Origin of the sequence: Psychrobacter submarinus, assembly GCF_904846685.1 — a bacterium.
Lineage (GTDB): Bacteria > Pseudomonadota > Gammaproteobacteria > Pseudomonadales > Moraxellaceae > Psychrobacter > Psychrobacter submarinus.
The window spans coordinates 159,710-178,199 of record NZ_CAJHBQ010000003.1 but is presented as its reverse complement, the minus strand read 5'-3'; the positions used below and the strand labels follow the sequence as shown (position 1 = coordinate 178,199).

14 protein-coding genes are annotated in these 18,490 nt (G+C 45.9%); 3 read left to right on the top strand and 11 right to left on the bottom strand.

All coding sequences use genetic code 11. The features are described 5' to 3' along the window. Positions 1-310 precede the first annotated feature (310 nt). A complete protein-coding gene (locus JMY03_RS10075) occupies positions 311-1,291 on the top strand; it encodes an ATP-binding protein (RefSeq protein WP_201603509.1) in 981 nt (326 codons plus the stop codon). Positions 1,292-1,323: 32 nt separating this feature from the next. On the opposite strand, the gene JMY03_RS10070 is transcribed toward JMY03_RS10075, so the two are convergent. From JMY03_RS10070 to JMY03_RS10045, 6 genes are all read right to left on the bottom strand, one after another. Next, entirely contained in the window at positions 1,324-2,448 is a 1,125-nt protein-coding gene (locus JMY03_RS10070; protein ID WP_201603508.1) for an MBL fold metallo-hydrolase, read from the bottom strand. A 32-nt stretch (positions 2,449-2,480) separates the two neighbouring features. After that, positions 2,481-2,708, bottom strand: a complete 228-nt coding sequence (locus JMY03_RS10065) for a hypothetical protein (protein WP_025647094.1) — start codon at positions 2,706-2,708, stop codon at positions 2,481-2,483. Positions 2,709-2,833: 125 nt separating this feature from the next. Beyond that, complete coding sequence (locus JMY03_RS10060) at positions 2,834-3,502, bottom strand: glutathione S-transferase (RefSeq protein WP_201603507.1); 669 nt, start codon at positions 3,500-3,502, stop codon at positions 2,834-2,836. Between the two features lie 230 nt (positions 3,503-3,732). Beyond that, entirely contained in the window at positions 3,733-4,716 is a 984-nt protein-coding gene (gene rarD / locus JMY03_RS10055; RefSeq protein ID WP_265089643.1) for an EamA family transporter RarD, read from the bottom strand. A 276-nt stretch (positions 4,717-4,992) separates the two neighbouring features. Further along, positions 4,993-7,809, bottom strand: coding sequence for a DNA gyrase subunit A (gyrA, locus tag JMY03_RS10050; RefSeq protein WP_201603506.1), 2,817 nt, complete (start codon positions 7,807-7,809; stop codon positions 4,993-4,995). Between the two features lie 394 nt (positions 7,810-8,203). Then, positions 8,204-9,880: an alpha/beta hydrolase family protein gene (locus JMY03_RS10045; RefSeq protein WP_201603505.1), complete on the bottom strand. Its 1,677-nt coding sequence runs from the start codon at positions 9,878-9,880 to the stop codon at positions 8,204-8,206. A 345-nt stretch (positions 9,881-10,225) separates the two neighbouring features. On the opposite strand from JMY03_RS10045, the gene JMY03_RS10040 reads away from it, so the two are divergent. Together JMY03_RS10040 and JMY03_RS10035 are read left to right on the top strand one after the other, a co-directional pair. Then, positions 10,226-10,501 (top strand): hypothetical protein, encoded by a 276-nt coding sequence (locus tag JMY03_RS10040; protein WP_025647099.1) that lies wholly within the window; start codon positions 10,226-10,228, stop codon positions 10,499-10,501. Between the two features lie 82 nt (positions 10,502-10,583). Beyond that, complete coding sequence (locus JMY03_RS10035; protein ID WP_201603504.1) at positions 10,584-11,462, top strand: methyltransferase; 879 nt, start codon at positions 10,584-10,586, stop codon at positions 11,460-11,462. 35 nt (positions 11,463-11,497) lie between these two features. Here JMY03_RS10035 and JMY03_RS10030 read toward each other — a convergent pair whose 3' ends face one another. The 5 genes from JMY03_RS10030 to JMY03_RS10010 all read right to left on the bottom strand — a co-directional run bounded on the left by JMY03_RS10030 (position 11,498) and on the right by JMY03_RS10010 (position 18,386). Continuing rightward, positions 11,498-12,601 carry an ABC transporter ATP-binding protein gene (locus JMY03_RS10030; RefSeq protein ID WP_227675607.1) on the bottom strand — a complete coding sequence of 368 codons (1,104 nt, stop codon included), beginning with the start codon at positions 12,599-12,601 and terminating at the stop codon, positions 11,498-11,500. A 492-nt stretch (positions 12,602-13,093) separates the two neighbouring features. After that, positions 13,094-14,758: an ABC transporter permease gene (locus tag JMY03_RS10025; protein WP_201603502.1), complete on the bottom strand. Its 1,665-nt coding sequence runs from the start codon at positions 14,756-14,758 to the stop codon at positions 13,094-13,096. Positions 14,759-14,804: 46 nt separating this feature from the next. Beyond that, positions 14,805-15,839, bottom strand: a complete 1,035-nt coding sequence (locus JMY03_RS10020) for an extracellular solute-binding protein (protein ID WP_390880295.1) — start codon at positions 15,837-15,839, stop codon at positions 14,805-14,807. A gap of 259 nt (positions 15,840-16,098) precedes the next feature. Continuing rightward, on the bottom strand, positions 16,099-16,887 hold the full coding sequence (locus tag JMY03_RS10015) for a 16S rRNA (uracil(1498)-N(3))-methyltransferase (protein WP_201603500.1): 789 nt from the start codon (positions 16,885-16,887) through the stop codon (positions 16,099-16,101). Continuing rightward, the gene (locus JMY03_RS10010; RefSeq protein WP_390880293.1) at positions 16,884-18,386 is read right to left on the bottom strand and encodes a 3-deoxy-D-manno-octulosonic acid transferase; all 1,503 of its coding nucleotides are present in this window, start codon (positions 18,384-18,386) and stop codon (positions 16,884-16,886) included. Before JMY03_RS10010 ends, JMY03_RS10015 begins: the two co-directional genes overlap by 4 nt. Positions 18,387-18,490: the final 104 nt, after the last annotated feature.

Below are 18,490 nucleotides of genomic sequence, written 5' to 3'. Positions count from 1 at the left end.
GGCACTGACAGAGACTATTTTTTAGGCGATTTGCAGATAAAAATGGTAAGTTTAGTCGTTCTAAGCGTCTATTTTTATCAATAAAGCGGCAAAAAATAGTCCTGTCCCTGTTGTTGTCGTGAGGGCTGATGCTAAAATCGCCCTAGTCGTTGCGACTGTTTAAATAAAATCAGCTAGCCAATGCAATAAGCATTATCTGCAATTTTCACTTAGACTAGAACTATTTTAGCTATCAGCAGTGCGCATTTGTGAATGTTCAACACGCCCTATATTATCTGCATTAAATTTAACCCAAACGATTAGAATAGATATGTCCGAATCCAAGCCGAACGATCACTACGCCCTACCCGCACCGTTACTGACATTGCTAGAGCAATACTTACAAGAGCGCGTCACGCCAACCATTCAAATCGACCCCGAACAATTGGCTTATCGCTGGGTCGGTGGTCGCAGTGGTCATCTTGAACCCTTATCAGTAAATCTGTTTTTAAGCTTAGATGACTTACAAGGTATTGAGACCCAAAAAACAAAACTGGTTCAAAACACGCGTCAATTCTTAAAAGGCTTTCCGGCCAATCACGTACTGATGACCGGAACTCGCGGCGCCGGTAAATCATCGCTAATACGCGCTCTACTGCAAGAATATCACAGCGAAGGTTTACGTATTATCGAGATTGCCCGTGATGATCTACAAGTGCTCGATAAAATTCGCGCTGCTATCAATGCACTGCCTGCTGACACTCAGTGCCGCTATGTCGTGTACTGTGATGATTTGGCCTTTAACGGTCAAGATGAGAGTTATCGGGCGCTAAAAAGCGTACTCGATGGCGCGCTAGACTCTGAGCAAGACAAGCTTTTAGTATATGCAACCAGTAACCGCCGCCATCTATTACCGCAATTGATGAAGGATAATATTAGTATTTATGATGGACAGACCGATGAGGTTAACCCTTATGAGACTATAGATGAGACCGTGTCTTTATCGGATCGTTTTGGTCTTTGGTTATCCTTTCATCCGATGGATCAACATACTTATCTTCAAATTGTGCAGCATTATCTGAGCTTAGAGCAAGCGAAAATATCGGGTGCTTTAGAAACTCATTCAGAAAATCATAGTGAGGCTAAAATGACTACGATTGGCAAAGAAGAGCCGCCTCTAGCTGACGATATCAGAGCCGCAGCTTTACGCTGGGCATCAGAGCGCGGCGGCCGATCAGGGCGAGTTGCTTATCAGTTTAGTCGCTACTTTAGCGGCAAAACACAATTGGCTGCGGCTGATAGTGAGGGCTAATGTCCGGTCATTTAAAGAGGCTAATTTATTGTCTATTTATTTATGAGACCTAAATACTGAACGCTGGATTTGGCAGTGTGCTCACTACCTTTGTTAGTAGTAATTGGTTCGCCTTCGACCGTATATTGCGCAAAGTCCTCAGCTAACCATAACTGATTTTGATAATACCTTTGCGCTTCTAAACGAATATGACTCATATTAGCAGTAGTGCTATTAGGGTTATCAAAGTTCTGATAACGGGCGCTAAAATGGGTCAAGATTAAATGTTGTAGACCGCTATCCTTTGCAAATTGTGCCACTTGCTGAGCGCTACTGTGCATGGGATCAAAGCCTGCGTTGCCCATATTGCCAGAGTTTTTGGCTAAAATACGTGCTTTTACCTCATTAGTATAAGTCGCTTCATGGACGAGTAGATCCGTGTTTTTGACAGCGGCACTTAATAGCTCTGGACTGTCGTTATCCCCTGCCACCACTATTCGTGTGCGCCGCTGATTATTATGGACATAATCAGCTGATGCCAACTGTCGTCCGTCTTCTAAAGTGACATCATAACCTTGCTGTAACTGACCCCATAAAGGGCTAGCGGGAATACCTGCTGCTTTGAGCTTATCTGTATTTAGCACCCGCTGATGAATCGTTTGCGTCACCCCAAAAGCATGCGAAGCCACCCGGTGCGACAGTTTTGTGATATCAATCTCGAGCTGTTGCTGATTGTCTAAAGCCAGAGAGATTTTAGCTCCATTATCAGACAGAACCTCTTCTATCGCTATAAAGTCGATCGCAAAAGGAAAGTGTAGCTCAGTAGTTGATTTTACCGCGTCAAGAAAGTCGTGAATGGCTTTTGGCGCAATAATGGTTAAGGGCGCAGTGCGTCCTGACATTGCGGCACTTGCAAGCAAACCTGGAAGGCCATAACAGTGGTCGCCATGCACGTGCGTGATACAGATAACCGTCAGCTGATGCAAAGACAGCTTAGTCTGAAGCAGTTGCTGCTGCGTGCCCTCGCCGCAATCGATAAGTAGCCAAGGTCGTGATTTTTTGCGGGATTGGTTTTGACTAGATAAATAAGGATTTAGGCATTCGATAGCGAGCGCGGTGACATTACGCTGTTTAGTTGGTACGCCCGCCGAAGTGCCCAAAAAGGTCAGTTGTAGCATAGCTCGCTGCTTACTCCTTAGAGTCCAAAAAACTAGGGAAGCTCACAGATAAAGGTGCGCTTTCCTTCAATTATTTGTCCGCCACTAGCATAACACTCGTTTGCCATATTAGACTCATAAGACTTCCAGCCACCATAAAAGCTAGCAATACAAAGCAGCGCGACAAGGAGCTTTTGGCCCCAAGACTTGAGCGATATCGGCTGTTGCTCGATGATTTCTTCCTCAAAAGGCTCGTCAGTTACTTTATTTGGCTCTTTCATTATCCTACCTTTTTGAAGCGTTTAATTGTATTTGCTAGCCATTATAACCAAAAAGCGCATCATCAACGAATTGAATGACACGCTTTTGGCTTCTACCTAAAAATCTATTTTACGAGTTTAACCGCTTAGAAGTTAAGACGACCGCCTTTCTCTTCACTACGTTTAAAGGCTGGACGCTCTTCACTGCGTTTAAGCCAGTTTAAGATGTTGGCATATTTTTTTCTATTTAAACCTTCACCCGCATTGGCCCCTAACACTGCTAGATGCATCTGAATATCTGCCGCACTGAATTCAGCACCCGCAAACCACTGATTGTCTTCTAAGTGCTTCTCCATCATCGCAAATATCGGATCTAAGCTTGATTTGACCATGTTCTTTTCGATTTGTGCTTGAATCTTTTTGCTGACCGGTTTGATGAGCATCGGCGATTGCTGCACTACTTTGGTAAATACCAAACGCATCACTAACGGCGGCATGACTGACGCTTCTGCAAAGTGTAGCCAAAAGGTATAATTCTCCCAAGCCGCTTCGTTATCGTCACTAGGCTTAAACTGCTGCTCCTTGTCATAGTGCTTGAGTAGATATTCGATAATAAAGCCTGACTCTATCAGCGTCCGTCCATCCGCTTCTAATATAGGCGCATGACCTAGCGGGTGCACCTCTTTTAGACTATCAGGGGCACGGTAGGCTTTGGTACGATTATAACAAGTCAGCTGATAATCAGCCCCCAACTCCTCTAATAACCATAAAATACGAAAAGAGCGCGAGTTTTCTAAATGATGAAGATGCAACATAAATTCTCCTAATAATATTTTGATAAATTGGGCTAGCTGATAAATAGTGAGTGATAAATATAAAAATCAATACTTTAAGATTTTGCTACTTTAATATCATCATATCTCAGTCAAACCGCCATTAATACCAGCAAAGCCCATTACAGTTACCAAAAATAATATCTAACCGGTCAAAATTTTGCCGCATTAGGGTCTATCTATAAATACAGAGTGCGCTCGAAAGCGTTGGCTTATTTTGTATTTAACTTCTCAATCTTACGCGACATTTTCGCTATTTTTCGTTGATAGCGGTTAATTTTACGAAAACGCCTAGCCGCTAATATTCCCTCGATACGGCGATTTTTGAGACGTTGACGCGAAGGAAAACTATGCACCAATGGCTCATTATAGCCATGCAAGCGATCCTCGCGGCGACGATATAGATAACCTCTAGCGCTGTCTATAATCATAATCGCCAAAGCTACTATAATCATACTATACATAAATAATGAGCCGCCCTCATCAAGCCCTTGACTCAAAATCGTAATAGAAAATATAAATAGGAAAATCGGCTCTAAATAGCTCAGCGTTCCAAACAGTGACACCGGCAACTTACTACTCGCCACCATCGTCAGCGACATCGCAAGCGCGCTAAATATTCCTAATAATGGCAGTAAATACCAAAACTTGTTATCGCTGAGCGCTGTACCAAAACCGCCACTGCTATACAACGCAAAAAGCACCACCGGTAATAGTAAAGTTAGATCTGATAATAGACCAGTAATCGGTGGCACAGCTAGCTTGCGGCGCATCAAAAAGTAAGGCGGGTATCCTAAACAGACAAATAAAGTCGCCCAAGATATCGTACCGTATTGATAAACATCATACGCAACGCCGAGCGCCGCTATTAGCGCAGCTAGCCACTGTAGAGCGCTCATATATTCTTTATAAAAAAATCGCCCTACCATAATCATCACTAATGGCAGTAAAAAATAGCCCAAAGTGACATCGAGCCCTAAGCCATTAACCGGCCCCCACATAAACAGCCAGATCTGGCCGCCCAAAATCGGCGTCGGTAAAATAAATATCAACCACTCTTTTGGGGTTTTTATGGTCTTTAGATAATCAAAAACATGCTGCCACTGCTTCGTTAAGCTGACCAATATTGTTAGGCTGATCAGCATCATGATGACCCGCCATGACGCTACTTGCGTCCCGTTAAAGGCTGCATCAATAAACCAAATAAGAATAATAGCGAGAATAAAAAACTCGCAGACGCGCCAGCTACCGTTCCTTGAAAAGTTTGATTGTTAGTTAGCATAACAACAGCCTTTTAGATTTACCGTCCTTATTAAAGCGATGACTTAACGCTTTAGAACATCGAATTAAAGAGTATTAAAAATACAAATAAGAAAATTAAAAACCTCTAACGATAACGTTAGAGGTTCTATGTGAAATGTGAAAACCAGAATGACCCTGTTTAGATTGGCGACTTAACTCTCGCCCTTAACTTAGCTATCTCCATCGACACCAGTTTCTATATCATAGTCATTAGCGATATCGACAGTATCACTGATATCATCGTTTGCGCCGCTTGCGGTAGTGGTATCGATATCTGCCTGCTCCTGAGCTTCAGCGCCAAAGGTACCATCCTCACGCATGGCTTCAATCAGCTCATTATCGTCCTCTTCGTGCTCGACCCTTGCCATAGCCACTAGCGTCTCATCTTTAGACAGACGAATCAAGGTTACGCCCTGCGTGTTACGACCAGCACTTGCGACGTGCTCGACTGGCGTACGCACTAAAGTACCTTTATCAGATATTAAGATAATATCATCTTCTGGATCGACCTTAGTTGCGCGTACCAAAGCGCCATTACGCTCACTGGTTTTGATAGCGATAACCCCGCCGCCGCCGCGATTTTGGGTATTAAACTCTTCAATGAAGGTACGCTTACCAAAGCCGTTTTCACAAGCAATCAAAATCTCACGGACGTCATCTTCGATAACGACTAAAGATTTAATAAACTCATCATCTTTTAGACGCATACCGCGCACACCTTTAGCGGTACGGCCCATAGCGCGAGCATCGTTTTCATCAAAACGGATCGCTTTACCGCTTGAAGCAAATAGCATCACCTCTTGACTACCGCTAGTGATACGCGCGCTCACAAGCTTATCACCTTCCTCTAAGCTTACAGCAATCAAGCCATTAGAGCGAATATTGGCAAACTGCTTGAGCTCTACCCGCTTCACCGTACCATTCGCCGTTGCAAAGAACACAAAAGGCGGCGCGGCAGTCGTGCTGCCTTCTAACGAGTCATCGTCTGTCTCGTTTACAGTCAGCTCACTTGTAGCGGAGGACTCTTCTACCATCTTTGGAATAGGCAGTATCGTCGTCACTGACTCATCAGCACTGAGCCCAATTAAGTTCACCAAAGGACGACCGCGCGAACCGCGACTGGCAATCGGTACTTCAAAGCCACGTAAGCTAAAGACGCGGCCAGTATCTGTGAAGCATAATACGGTCGCATGAGTAGACGTGACAAGCAGATGATCGATAACATCGTCTTCTTTCATCGCCGTCGCTGACTTACCTTTACCGCCGCGTTTTTGTGCGACATAATCATCGATAGGCTGAGTCTTGGCATAGCCGGTGCGCGAAACGGTCATCACCACCGTCTGCTCTGGGATTAAGTCTTCGCGGCTAAAGTCACTGCGCGAATCGATAATATCAGTACGGCGCTCGTCACCGAAGTTGTCTCGAATCTCAATCATCTCATTAGAGATAATAGTCATCAGCTTATCAAAATCCCCTAAGATAGCTTCTAGGTTAGCAATCTCACGTAACAAGTCTTGGTATTCTTCAGTCAGTTTGTCTTGCTCAAGGCCAGTCAAGCGATGCAACTGCATCTCTAAAATCGCATTGACCTGCTCAAGTGATAGACGATAACTTTGCTCGCCTTTAGTCATATCATCGATAAGCCCGAATGGCGCTTTAGGGTCTTCGCCTTCGATATACTCAGGACGTACCGATTGGCTACCGGCGGCCTTTAGCATAGCGACGACACTACCTGAGCCCCAAGTATTACCAAGTAAGCTCTCACGCGCTTCACCGCGGCTAGCAGATGCTTTTATCGTGGCGATAATATCATCGATATTAGCGAGCGCTACGGTCAAACCTTCGAGTAGATGCCCACGAACCCGGGCTTTGTTAAGCTCATATATAGTACGGCGCGTCACCACTTCTTGACGATGGCGCACAAAGGCAGCAATCAGTTGACGCAAGGTTAATAGCTTAGGCTGACCGTTATCAAGCGCCACCATATTGATACTAAAGCTGGTCTCAAGCGGCGTCTGCAAAAATAAATTATTAACGATGACTTCAGCGGTCTCACCGCGGCGCAAGTCGATAGCGATACGCATACCGTCTTTATCAGACTCATCGCGTATTTCAGTGATACCGTCGATCTTTTTATCACGAACTAGCTCTGCGATACGCTCAATCAGCTTAGCTTTATTGGCCTGATATGGCACTTCAGTGAACACAATGCGCTCGCGATCACGGTTGACACCGGTAGTACTCATCGGCTCAATATGATAGCGACCACGTACGTGTAAGCGGCCTTTGCCCGTGCGATAAGCGTCTTGAATACCCGCGCGGCCATAGATGATACCGCCCGTCGGGAAATCAGGACCTGATATATGCGTCATCAGCTCTTCACCCGAGATTTGCGGGTTCTCAGCGTAAGCCAAGCAAGCATTGATCACTTCGGTTAAGTTATGCGGTGCCATATTGGTCGCCATACCGACCGCAATACCGGTTGTGCCATTGACCAAAAGGTTGGGCACGCGCGCAGGCAATACGCTTGGCATGCGCTCAGAGCCGTCGTAGTTGTCTTCCCAATCGACGGTATCTTTGTCCAAATCTGCCAGCATCTGATGAGTCAGCTTGGTCATACGTACTTCGGTATAACGCATGGCAGCCGGAGGATCATCATCGATCGAACCAAAGTTACCCTGACCATCAACCATTGGGTAGCGCAAGCTAAAATCCTGCGCCATACGTACGATAGCATCATAGACCGCGCTGTCGCCATGCGGATGGTATTTACCGATGACATCACCGACGACACGCGCTGACTTCTTATAAGGCTTATTGTAGTCGTTAGAGAGCACATGCATAGCGTACATAACGCGGCGATGCACCGGCTTGAAGCCATCACGGACATCAGGTAGTGCACGCGAGACAATCACACTCATCGCATAATCTAAGTAGGACTGTTTCAATTCATCTACGATGCCAATAGGACTGACCGACTCGCTCATATACACTCCTTCACTCATATCCACTTTATTAATTTTGCAGGCTTTATAGATCGCTCACCACACTAAGCTGACTTTGATAACCATCAAAGAATTAGCCAGTAAAGCAACACCATAAAGCATGAAAAATCTTGGGAAAATGATGATCGTTTTAGTAGTAAATAAAGAGGACTATTTTAGCACAAATCTGCAAGCTTAGGGGTATCTATATACCAATAAAATCAAGCAAAACAGCTGATTAGCAGGCTTTATTTGCACTTGACAAAACGCTAGTAATATTACTCTGATAACCCGTCTAATTTTCTATATTTATAGCTGCTTTATCAACAAAAAAACTGCACCCTTTCGGATGCAGTTTTTTGGATGACGCGAGTATCTTCAGATTATCAGTTTAAGACTATCTTGGAACCACTTGAGAGGCGCTAAAATCTTGATCGAAGAATTCGCGGGTCGCTTGAGTACAAGCACTGCTGACCAGACCACCGTGATAGCTTGACAATATAGCCGCACCTGCCGCTTGTGCTAATGCTGTTGGATCTGTTACGCCCGCAGCCTGCGCATTCGCAATTGCATTATTTTGAACAGCTGTCAATGTGGTAGAGAATCTGTCTTGAACGTCATCGATAACGGTTGTTGACATCCATGGGTTGCTCATAGCACTATCACCAATCGGAGTCACTTCGCCTCGGTTGTTTCTAACATCGACATTTAGAACCGTCACATTAAGGTTGGCGTTTGGCGCTGCACTTGCCTGCTGTAATATCGCCGCCATCGAACCCGTATTTAGATCATAAAATACCGTTGGGTCTTGGTTACCACCACACAATAGTGTCGGCATTTTTGGTATATATCCACGCAAGTCGTTATCCTTTAACGCCTTACGAAGGTTGTTTTGCGGGTTTTGGGCGGGCAATGCACCTGTGCCTGCTATTAACTGGTCTTGGTTTTGTAAAGCATCAGCGACATAAGCGGCACGGAAATCTGTTTTGATCAGATAGTTATCGTCAGCAAACCCTAAGAACGCAAAAGGTAGGTCACTGTCTGGCAGCTGATTGATCAAAGGATTATCGGTCGGCTTTGCTTCAAAGAGTGCATTGTCAGGCAATTTATTGGCAGCAACCAATTCCTCAAAACTCAACAGACTTGGCAGTTGCGTGTTGGCATAATCTGCGGTAAAGATGTCAGTCGGGTTACTATAAATGTTGCCGTACTTTTTTTGCATGCCATCTGCCAATAGCGGCGCAAAACGGGTCGCGCCAATATTTACATTACCAGCAAAAATCGCATCACCAAAAGCAGCTAACGCATAAGGCCCTGAGAGCGGCGCGATTGCCGTTACTGTTTTATTTTGCGACTCTAGTAATCTCGCAGTTGCCATAGCGACATGACCGCCTTGTGAGTAGCCTGAGAGGTATAATTTACCTGAATCATCGATGTTGGTGTAATTGTCATTACTCGCTAGCTTTTGCTTGTCGATCACTGAGCGAGCACTCTCTAGCGCATCGACCATGTCATTCGACTGCTGTTCAGCGACTAAGTACGGATGATAATCAAGCTCGGAATCATCGTAGCCAGCATAGTTTGGCGCGACAACGATATAACCTTGGGCGGCAAAGTTAGCGGCTATGAGTGTTGACTCGCCGACTGCTGGATTATTGACATTACCGACTTGGGTAAAGTCATAGCCTCTATCGGTGGTCGTACCATGAGCGTACAGCAGTACCGGACGCTCACCTTGACATTCATCGCTATCGCCAGTGGGTAACATTAACGCTGCCGTCGCGTTAGTCGCTTCGCCTGCAGCGCCAACAGTCGGATAGCTGACCTTTTCAATGGTGACGCCGCACTCAGCATCAGGAGTGTCAGCAGTATCGCCAATAAGAGTATCTATTTGATCTTGGCTAAAGGCATTTATAAACTCTGAAGTAGTTGGAGATTCTGTTGATATTGGCGCATTAAAATCATTATCATCATCGCCGCAAGCTGTTAGTAGTAAGCTGCTTGCTACAGCTACCGATAATAAACAGCGCGACATCGTTGGGATTTTAGACAGATTGGCATGGGGAATGGTCATATTCGCTATCCTTAGCATTGAGTGACAGGGTTTTAATGTTAATTTTAGAATATTAATACAGCGCAATAGCCACTTTATCAAAAACAGCTTTAGTGATTAATAATCTATAATGCATACACCTTACTGTTTATACCGTAAAAGAGCATAAAAAGATACTTCAAATCGATAATTCCGGCTCTTGTACAAGTTCTTGAGCTCTAAGCACTCTAATATCGTTCATTCTAATATCGTTCATTCTAATATAATCATAGACAAAATATTCTTAATCGCTAAACTGACTACGGGTTTTGCCCAGGGTCTATTAAAGCTCAACCATTAAACTATTATTTTATAGGTCAATATTTTATGGATATCGTTTTAGCTATCGTTTGGATTTTGGCAATGGTGCTCTATAGCTTCTCTAGTGATTATGCCCAGTACTTTCCTGATCATAATAATCGCGCACTGCCTTTTGTGCGTTGGGGTTCGCTATTAGTCGCGATGGGCTTATCTGCATACCTTGCTCAAGCCTATCAACAACACTTACAAGGCACTGGTATTTGGGTCTTTGTCATTGTCGTCTTCGTTATTATCATATTATCTAAACTGGTCTTTAAATGGGTGCTCAAACGCCGCCGCTAAAGTACAAAATAAAGCTCTAATAAAAGTAAACTAAACATAACTACGCAGCGGTAGTCAATTTAATAATAAAGAAAATCAATTTATGACAGACAACAAAAAAGATAACTCACAAAACCAGCAGAGAGCGACACGTACCGATCGTAGCTTTGAGCCGATTGCTGATCATTTTGAAAAAAAGGTCTACGGCGGTTTAAAAGGAGAGATTCGGCTTGCGGTATTGCGCCGAGATATTTTTGCTTATGTCAATGAGCACAGTCGACGCTTAGGACGTCCGCTGCGCATATTAGATGTCGGAGCCGGCTTAGCGCAAATCGCTATGGAGCTGGCAGCGCAAGGTCACATCCTTGTCATCAATGATATCTCTGCCGCTATGTTAGACAAAGCGCAAACTCATGCTGCCGCCCTTGAGACAGGCACCAAAACCAAGCTAGATATCAGTTGGCTGGTTTGCCCTTATCAGGAGCTTGCATCCAAGCTTGCTACAGACAGTACTGCAGAAAACAGCGATAGTAAGTTTGATCTCATCCTTTGTCACGCGCTGCTCGAATGGCTGGCCAAGCCGGCTGAGGTAGTGAGATTTTTTGATACTCAGCTACGCCCTCAAGGCGCATTATCACTCTGCTTTTATAATCCAGCGAGCTTCGATTATCGCAACCTAATTATGGGTAATTTTAATCTGCTAGATAGACAGCTTGAAGGCAACTATGCCGCCGACAATAAAAAAAGCCTAACGCCCAATCATCCAGTCGCCAGACAAGAGGTAGAAGCGTGGCTACAACAACATCATTATAAAATCGTGCTTGAGAGCGGGCTACGTGTCTTTCATGATTACGCGCCGCTTAAGCGCGGCGGTCATAACGACCCTGAAGCAGTGATAAAAATGGAGCTACGCTATTCTCAGTTAGAACCGTACAAATGGCTAGGACGCTACTTGCATATCTTAGCGACTGCGAACGGCTGATATTGACTGATATGTTTACTCCTGTTTAAGCGCGCTCAATGTGATCTATCGTACTCTGACCACGTGGTGGCATTGACGTCTTTTTCATCGAACACCACCACATGCTCAAGTAACGGCAAGATACCGATATGGCTACCAACTGCGTGGTTATGGTGGCTCGCGACTAACGACAATACCGTCTGACCACTGTCTAATTGCAGCCGATACAGATAGTTGGCACCGCGAAACACTCGTCCAACGACTAATGCAGTCTGCGGGCTATCATCATCATGAATGATATCATCAGGACGCACAAGCACCTTGATGGGCGTGCCATTAGGATAGTCATACTCGCAGTATTGCGGCTGCCCTGAGGCATCGTACACCTCCATGCGCCGATAAATATCGCCAAGTGCCGTCTCGACATGACCTTCTTTGATAATGCCATCTATCATCGCGCCCTCGCCGACGAACTCAGCGACAAAAGGACTAACCGGCTCATGATACAGCTCGCTTGGCGTTGCCCACTGTACCAGCTTGCCTTGATGCATAACCCCGACTTTATCTGCGAGCGCAAACGCTTCGTTTTGGTCATGAGTCACTAAAATAGCAGTAGTATTGGTGCGTTTTAGAATATCACGCACGCTCATCGCTAGTGACTCGCGCAGCACCACATCAAGGTTAGAAAAAGGCTCATCAAGTAATAGTAACTTTGGCTTAGGAGCCAGTGCCCGAGCTAACGCCACGCGCTGCTGCTGACCACCCGATAGCTCAGCGGGACGTTTATCAGCGTGCTCGCTCAGTCCCACCAGCTCTAACATCTGCGCCACGCGCGCTTTTTTATCAGCGCTAGACCATTTATTAAGACCAAATCCAATGTTTTTGGCGACGCTGAGATGACCAAATAGCGCATAGTCTTGAAACACCATACCCATACCGCGCTTGGCAGGAGCCACCGCAAAGGAATGGCGGTTATCTTGTTCGGTTAGACGCTGATGATTGAGCTCAATTTTGCCTTGGCGGATAGGCTCAAGCCCAGCAATAGCTCGCAGCGCTGTGGTTTTTCCGCAGCCGCTATACCCCAAAAAACAACCGATCTCACCTTGTTGCAGGCTCAATGACAAGCCATTGACAATAGTCACATCATCGTAGCCCACGATTAAGTTTTCTACTTTTAAAAAAGGCTCAGTATCGCTCTTTGAGGCGCGCGGGTCATGGTAGTTACGTTGCCCGTCGCTCTGCTCACTGCTGCTATCGCTACCCGTATCCGCTTCACCAAGCGTTTGCGTATTTTGCATAGTTTGGCCTTTTTGCGGTAACGCTGATACCGGGAGCACAGATGATTTTTTGCTCACTTCTAGCCTAGCTTTGGCTTTGATAAGCTTTGGATCTAGACCTTTTGTAAGGGATTGACGGTCTTTAGAAGAAGGCTGCTTTGCATAGCTCTCCTCGGTATCTAAAGTATCATTAGTCAAGTTGGTATACATAAAAGGTACTCGTAAGCGATAAATAAATGAGACGGGCGATAATAAATATTAGGGATACTCAATATTAGAGGTGCTCGCTGCTATTTAAAGGTGACAAAATTAAAGGAAAAATCTAAAAGTGCTCATACTAACATGTTAATCATGAGCGATTACCATTTATGCAGATTAGCTATGCTTTTCACTTTGGCGTAGTAATATCCATACAGGTATTAGCCCCACCAACACAATCAGCAAACTCGGTAGCGCCGCTCTCGCCCACATGCCTTCGCTTGTCATTTCAAACACTCGTACCGCCAGCGTATCCCAGCCTTGCCGACGCGTCATTAGGGTGATTGGCATCTCTTTCATCACCTCCACAAAGCCCATTAGCAAAGCCGTCAGCACTCCCGGACTAAGTACCGGCAGCACCACTTGTCGCCAGCGCTGGAACGGACTACTGCTTAACAGTTCAGCGGCGGCTTCTTGATTGACCGTCAGTCGCTGTAATTGCCGATCGATCGGCTGAAAGCTCACCGTCATAAAACGTGTTGAGAGTGCTAATAGCATCACAATGACGCTACCTGATAATACTTGCTTGGTGGTAATACCAAAAGCGATCAGCTGATTGTCCAACCAAGCAATAGGAATAAACACGCCAACTGCCAGCACGGTGCCTGGTACCACATAGCCCAAATTAGCAAGCGTGGTCATCAATTTCGTGCTCTTATCGGCATACTGACGCTTAATCCAAGCAATGATAATAGCGAGAAAGGCAATCAGCACTGTGGTCATGCTCGCAATAAGCAGACTGTTGGTGACAAAATCGATATAGCGCGCATCAAAGTCTTGGCGGTAGTTCATCGCCGTCCAATACAGTAGCTGCAAAAACGGTACTAAAAATGCCAATAAAAATACCAGACTACAAAGCAGCGTCATGCCCCATTTAGCTGCTGCGTTACTCGTCAGGCGCTTATTACTGCTTTGCGCGGTTATCGAGCCGCGACGTGCCTGCCAATACTGCTCAAATATCACCACGATAAACACTACGCCAATAAGTAAAGCCGCCAGTTGCGCGGCGGTAGTCAGGCTGAAAAAGCCAAACCAAGCCTTATAGATAGCAGTGGTAAAGGTATCGACATTAAATACCGATACCGCACCAAAATCCGCTAGCGTCTCCATACTCGCCAGCAATAAGCCGCCAATAATCCAAGGCAGTGCTTGCGGCAGCGCCAAACGAAAAAACACGCGGCTACGACTGAGCCCAAGCATCTGCCCCGCTTCGATCGCGCGGTGACCTTGCGACAAAAAAGCTTGCCGCGCTAATAAGTAAACATAAGGATAAAAAGCAAGCGACAAAATAAAGCCTGCGCCCCAAACGTTGCGCACTGAGGGAATAGCAGTGGTCACGCCCAGCTCTCGCAAGCTTGTCTGCAAAGGCCCACTAAAATCAACCATACCGACAGTGACAAAGGCGAAAACATAGGCGGGTATTGCAAGCGGCAACATCAAAGCCCAAGAAAAAAACCGCTGACCTGGGAAGCGGTACATACTCGTAACCCAAGCCAGCGAAGTACCCACGCTACCCGAGATGACCGTCACCATCGCTAATAAGATAGCGGTATTTTTTAATACTTGCGGCAGCACATACTCGCCCATATGTGGCCAGATATCAGCCATCGGCTGTGTCCAAGACAGTAGGACGATCAAAATCGGTATCAGCATAAACAACGAAATCAGTCCTAAGACTGATTTCGATAAAACACGTTTAAGAAGGGTGCGATCCTTAACGACGATAAGGTCTGGAGCCCCTATATCGTCTGCATGTTCGGACGCTTTTGGTATCGTTACCATATTACTACCATCTTCTACCCTCTATAGCGACGCTAATGAACAAGCCTTACTTATAGCCTGCTTTGTCCATCATTTGAATCGCTTGAGTTTGTAGCGAGCCAAATTTTTGAACATTGATATCATCTTGTTTAAAGCTGCCCCAAGATCTGAGCATCTCTGACTCATCAACGCCCTGTTTTACTGGATACTCTTTATCGGAGCTGGCATAGATACCTTGCGCTTCATCAGACGACAACCACTCCATCAATTTAAGCGCGCCATCTGGGTTGTCTGCTGCCGCAACTACGCCCGCGCCAGAGATGTTGACATGGGTGCCAGTTGTGTCTTGATTGGCCCAAAATATCTCTACTGGAAAATCAGGGTTTTCATCAAGGATGCGGCCATAGTAGTAGCTGTTAGCGATACCCACTTCACACTGACCAGCCGCAATAGCTTCTAGCATACTCGTATCATCGCTGAACACATCAGTGGCTAGATTATCTACCCAGCCGCGAATCACCTCTTCAGTTCTTTCAGGGCCCAAGTGCTCAATCATACTAGCCACTAGTGACTGGTTATAGACCTTTTTTGAAGTGCGCAAGCATAGCTTGCCTTTCCACTTTGGATCAGCCAGATCAGCATACGTCGATAGCTCCTCTGCATCGACTTTGCTAGGGTCATAAAAGATAGTACGAGCGCGTAGCGACAGACCTGTCCAATTACCCGCTGGATCACGGTACTTCGCCGGAACGTTAGTATTTAGAGTTTCTGATGCTATCGGCTGCAATAAGCCCTGCTCTCCTGCTTGCCATAAGTTACCGGCATCAACGGTTAATAGCATATCAGCTGGGGTGTTATCGCCTTCTGCTTGTAGGCGCGCCATCAGTGGGCCTGTTTTATCAGTTACCAGCTCAATCTCAACGCCAGTCTCTTCGGTATAGCGATCTAATAACGGCTTAATCAGCTGCTCATTACGCGATGAATAAATCGTCACCGACTGATCGCTATTGGCCGTTGCCGCTTCAGTTTCAGTTGTTGATGCCTCGCCTTCAGCCGTCTGTTCAGGTGTCTGGCTTTGATTACAACCGACCAAACCTAACATCATACTAAACATAGCCACAGATAACGTGGTCTTTATGGGCTGACTTACCGCAACTGAATCATTAAGCGCTTGTAACGACATGGCTTTCTCCAAAGCTGGATTATAAACAAAAGAACATTAAAAAGGAGTTATAAATAACGAGATAAACGGCTTAAAACGAGCAAATACATACTAATAGAAATGATATTAATTATCAATAACTTTATGCGACTCGCTCATAAGAGCAGAAGCCATAATGTGCTTGATGTTGCAAGGTTTGTTAATGAGGTAACAGCCACTGCCCGACAATGACGTTGACTGCCGCTTCAGTACGCAATATTCTTGAGCCTATAGTAAGCGCTTGACAGCCTTGTGCAGCTAGTAGCTCAATCTCATAGTCGATCCAGCCGCCCTCGCTACCGATAAAAACCATCTTAGGTAAGCTATCAGTAGGCAAGCCACTATTATTAGCTGATCCGCTAGCAATAGACGCTCGCTGTAAGTAAGCTGATAGCGATAACGCACCGTAAGGATGAGCAACGATCGCCTGTCCATCTATGTCTGTAAGCAAACGCGGTAGCTTGTCTTCTACAAAAGGTTTAAAGCGTTTTTCTAAGGTGATAGTCGGCGCAATAGTATCAACGGATTGTTGTAAGCCTTCGAGTACAAACTCGTCAAGACGGCCAAGCATTGGGCTTTGCCAGTAGCTTTTTTGGCTGCGATAGCTGTTTATTAAGATAATGTGTGCCACCCCAAGCGCAGTCATATCCATAATTAATCGGCGCAGCACCTTTGGGCGTGGCAGTGCTAAAACAACGGTGAGGTCTAACTTAGCGGGCGGTGCAAGAGTGAGCTGCACCTCGCGTAGCTGAATGGCAGTTGGTGTCATATCATCGATGATAGCGCTGCCCAGCTTGCCGCCTAATTGTCCAATCTTTAAGCTATCGCCTACCTGCAAGCCTAATACCTTGTGGATATGATCGATTTGTTTAGGGTCGCTGATATAAGCTTGAGCGCTTGCAGCGTCAGCATTTACGAAGTTATCGATGGGTAATAGTAAACAGTTCACAGCACTTCTCTACCCGTTACTCCTTGTAATGACTGACTCATGACCGTCTCAATCATCTCAAGTTGCTGCGTAAGCACCGCTTGTTGCTCACTTGTCAATTGCGCGCCTGCCTGCCCTGCGCGCTTAGCGGCTGATAAATCACTCAGCCAAAGCTGTAACTGACTATAAATTTTAGCCTGATCTGATGAGTTTGCGCTCTTACTAGTGTTTGATGATTGGCTCTTGCTAGTCTTTTGCAGAGCATCACTCTTTGAATTTTGAGAGAGCAATTGCTGATGGTTTTGATAAAACTCATTATTAGGCTGATAAAGCGCCCCTACCTCTGCCAGTTTATCCACCACACTCTGACAAGACTGCGTATATTGGCCCATTAGCACAGGCGTCGCTACGCTCGCAGGCTCAACAGGATTATGACCGCCGATATCTACCAACGAGCCGCCGACCAAAGCCACATCCGCTTGCTCATACCAGTGCATCAGCTCGCCCATCGTATCCGCAAGATACACTTGGGTCTGTGCAGTGATAGGCTCATCCAAGCTACGCCTTGCCAGAGTGAGAGTGGTAGATGTGATAAGCTCAGCGACCTCATCGAAGCGCTCAGGATGTCTAGGTACGATAATCAGTAGCGTATTGGCAAGCTTAGGATCTGACAGCAACTGCTGCTGCCATGCCAGCGCAATACTCTCTTCGCCTGCATGGGTACTTGCTGCTATCCATATCGGCCGATTGAGACCCTTTAGCGTCATACTGTTTGTAGACTCTTGCTCTACTTGCATATTTGTGGCTACTGGTTTTGGCGTGTTAATCACCCATTTTAATGAGCCGGCTACTCGTATCTGTGAGCTTAATGCGCCAAGTTGGCGAAAGCGTTTCGCCGACTCATCGTCCTGCGCGATAATCAGCGTCAAATTTTGCATCATGCTCGCACTGACCGATTCGATCTTTTGATAGCTTTTGAATGAAGAGGCGGATAAGCGTCCATTGACCAAAATACTAGGGATTTGCTGAATCGAGAGTTTGGTTAAAATATTGGCCCAAAGCTCAGTTTCGATAAACAAAGCGGCCATCGGCTGTACGTGACTTAAAAACTTATCAATGACAGCCGGACTATCTACCGGCACGTAGCTATGAGTCAGCCGTCCTTGCGCGATATCGTCAGCAAAACGCTGAGCGGCACGCGCAAAGCCCGTCTGCGTGGTATTAGTCAACCAAATCTGGTAGCCCTTCGCTAGTAAAGCGTCTAATAAAGGCGCGGCGGTGTTGGTCTCGCCTAAAGACACCGCATGACACCAAATTATTTTTTGAGTCGAGATATCTGCCGTTGATGGAACTGCGAGCGCCGGATACTGCTTACCAAAGCGCTGAGCCACTTCTTGCTGATAGTTGTCGCGCTTATGCGAGCGGCGCCAGACTTGCAGGCGATATAAGGGTTTGAGAATACCAATCGCCACCCGATAATACCAAGGCGGGCTTTGCGGAGTACGCATAGCAAGCTTCATCGGCTCAGCGTAAACTTCGACTAAATCGACGGTAGGCTCCTGTGTCTCTATATCTGTTGAAGACGGCGGGGTATAAGAGGACGGCATGACATGAGACCCGTTCA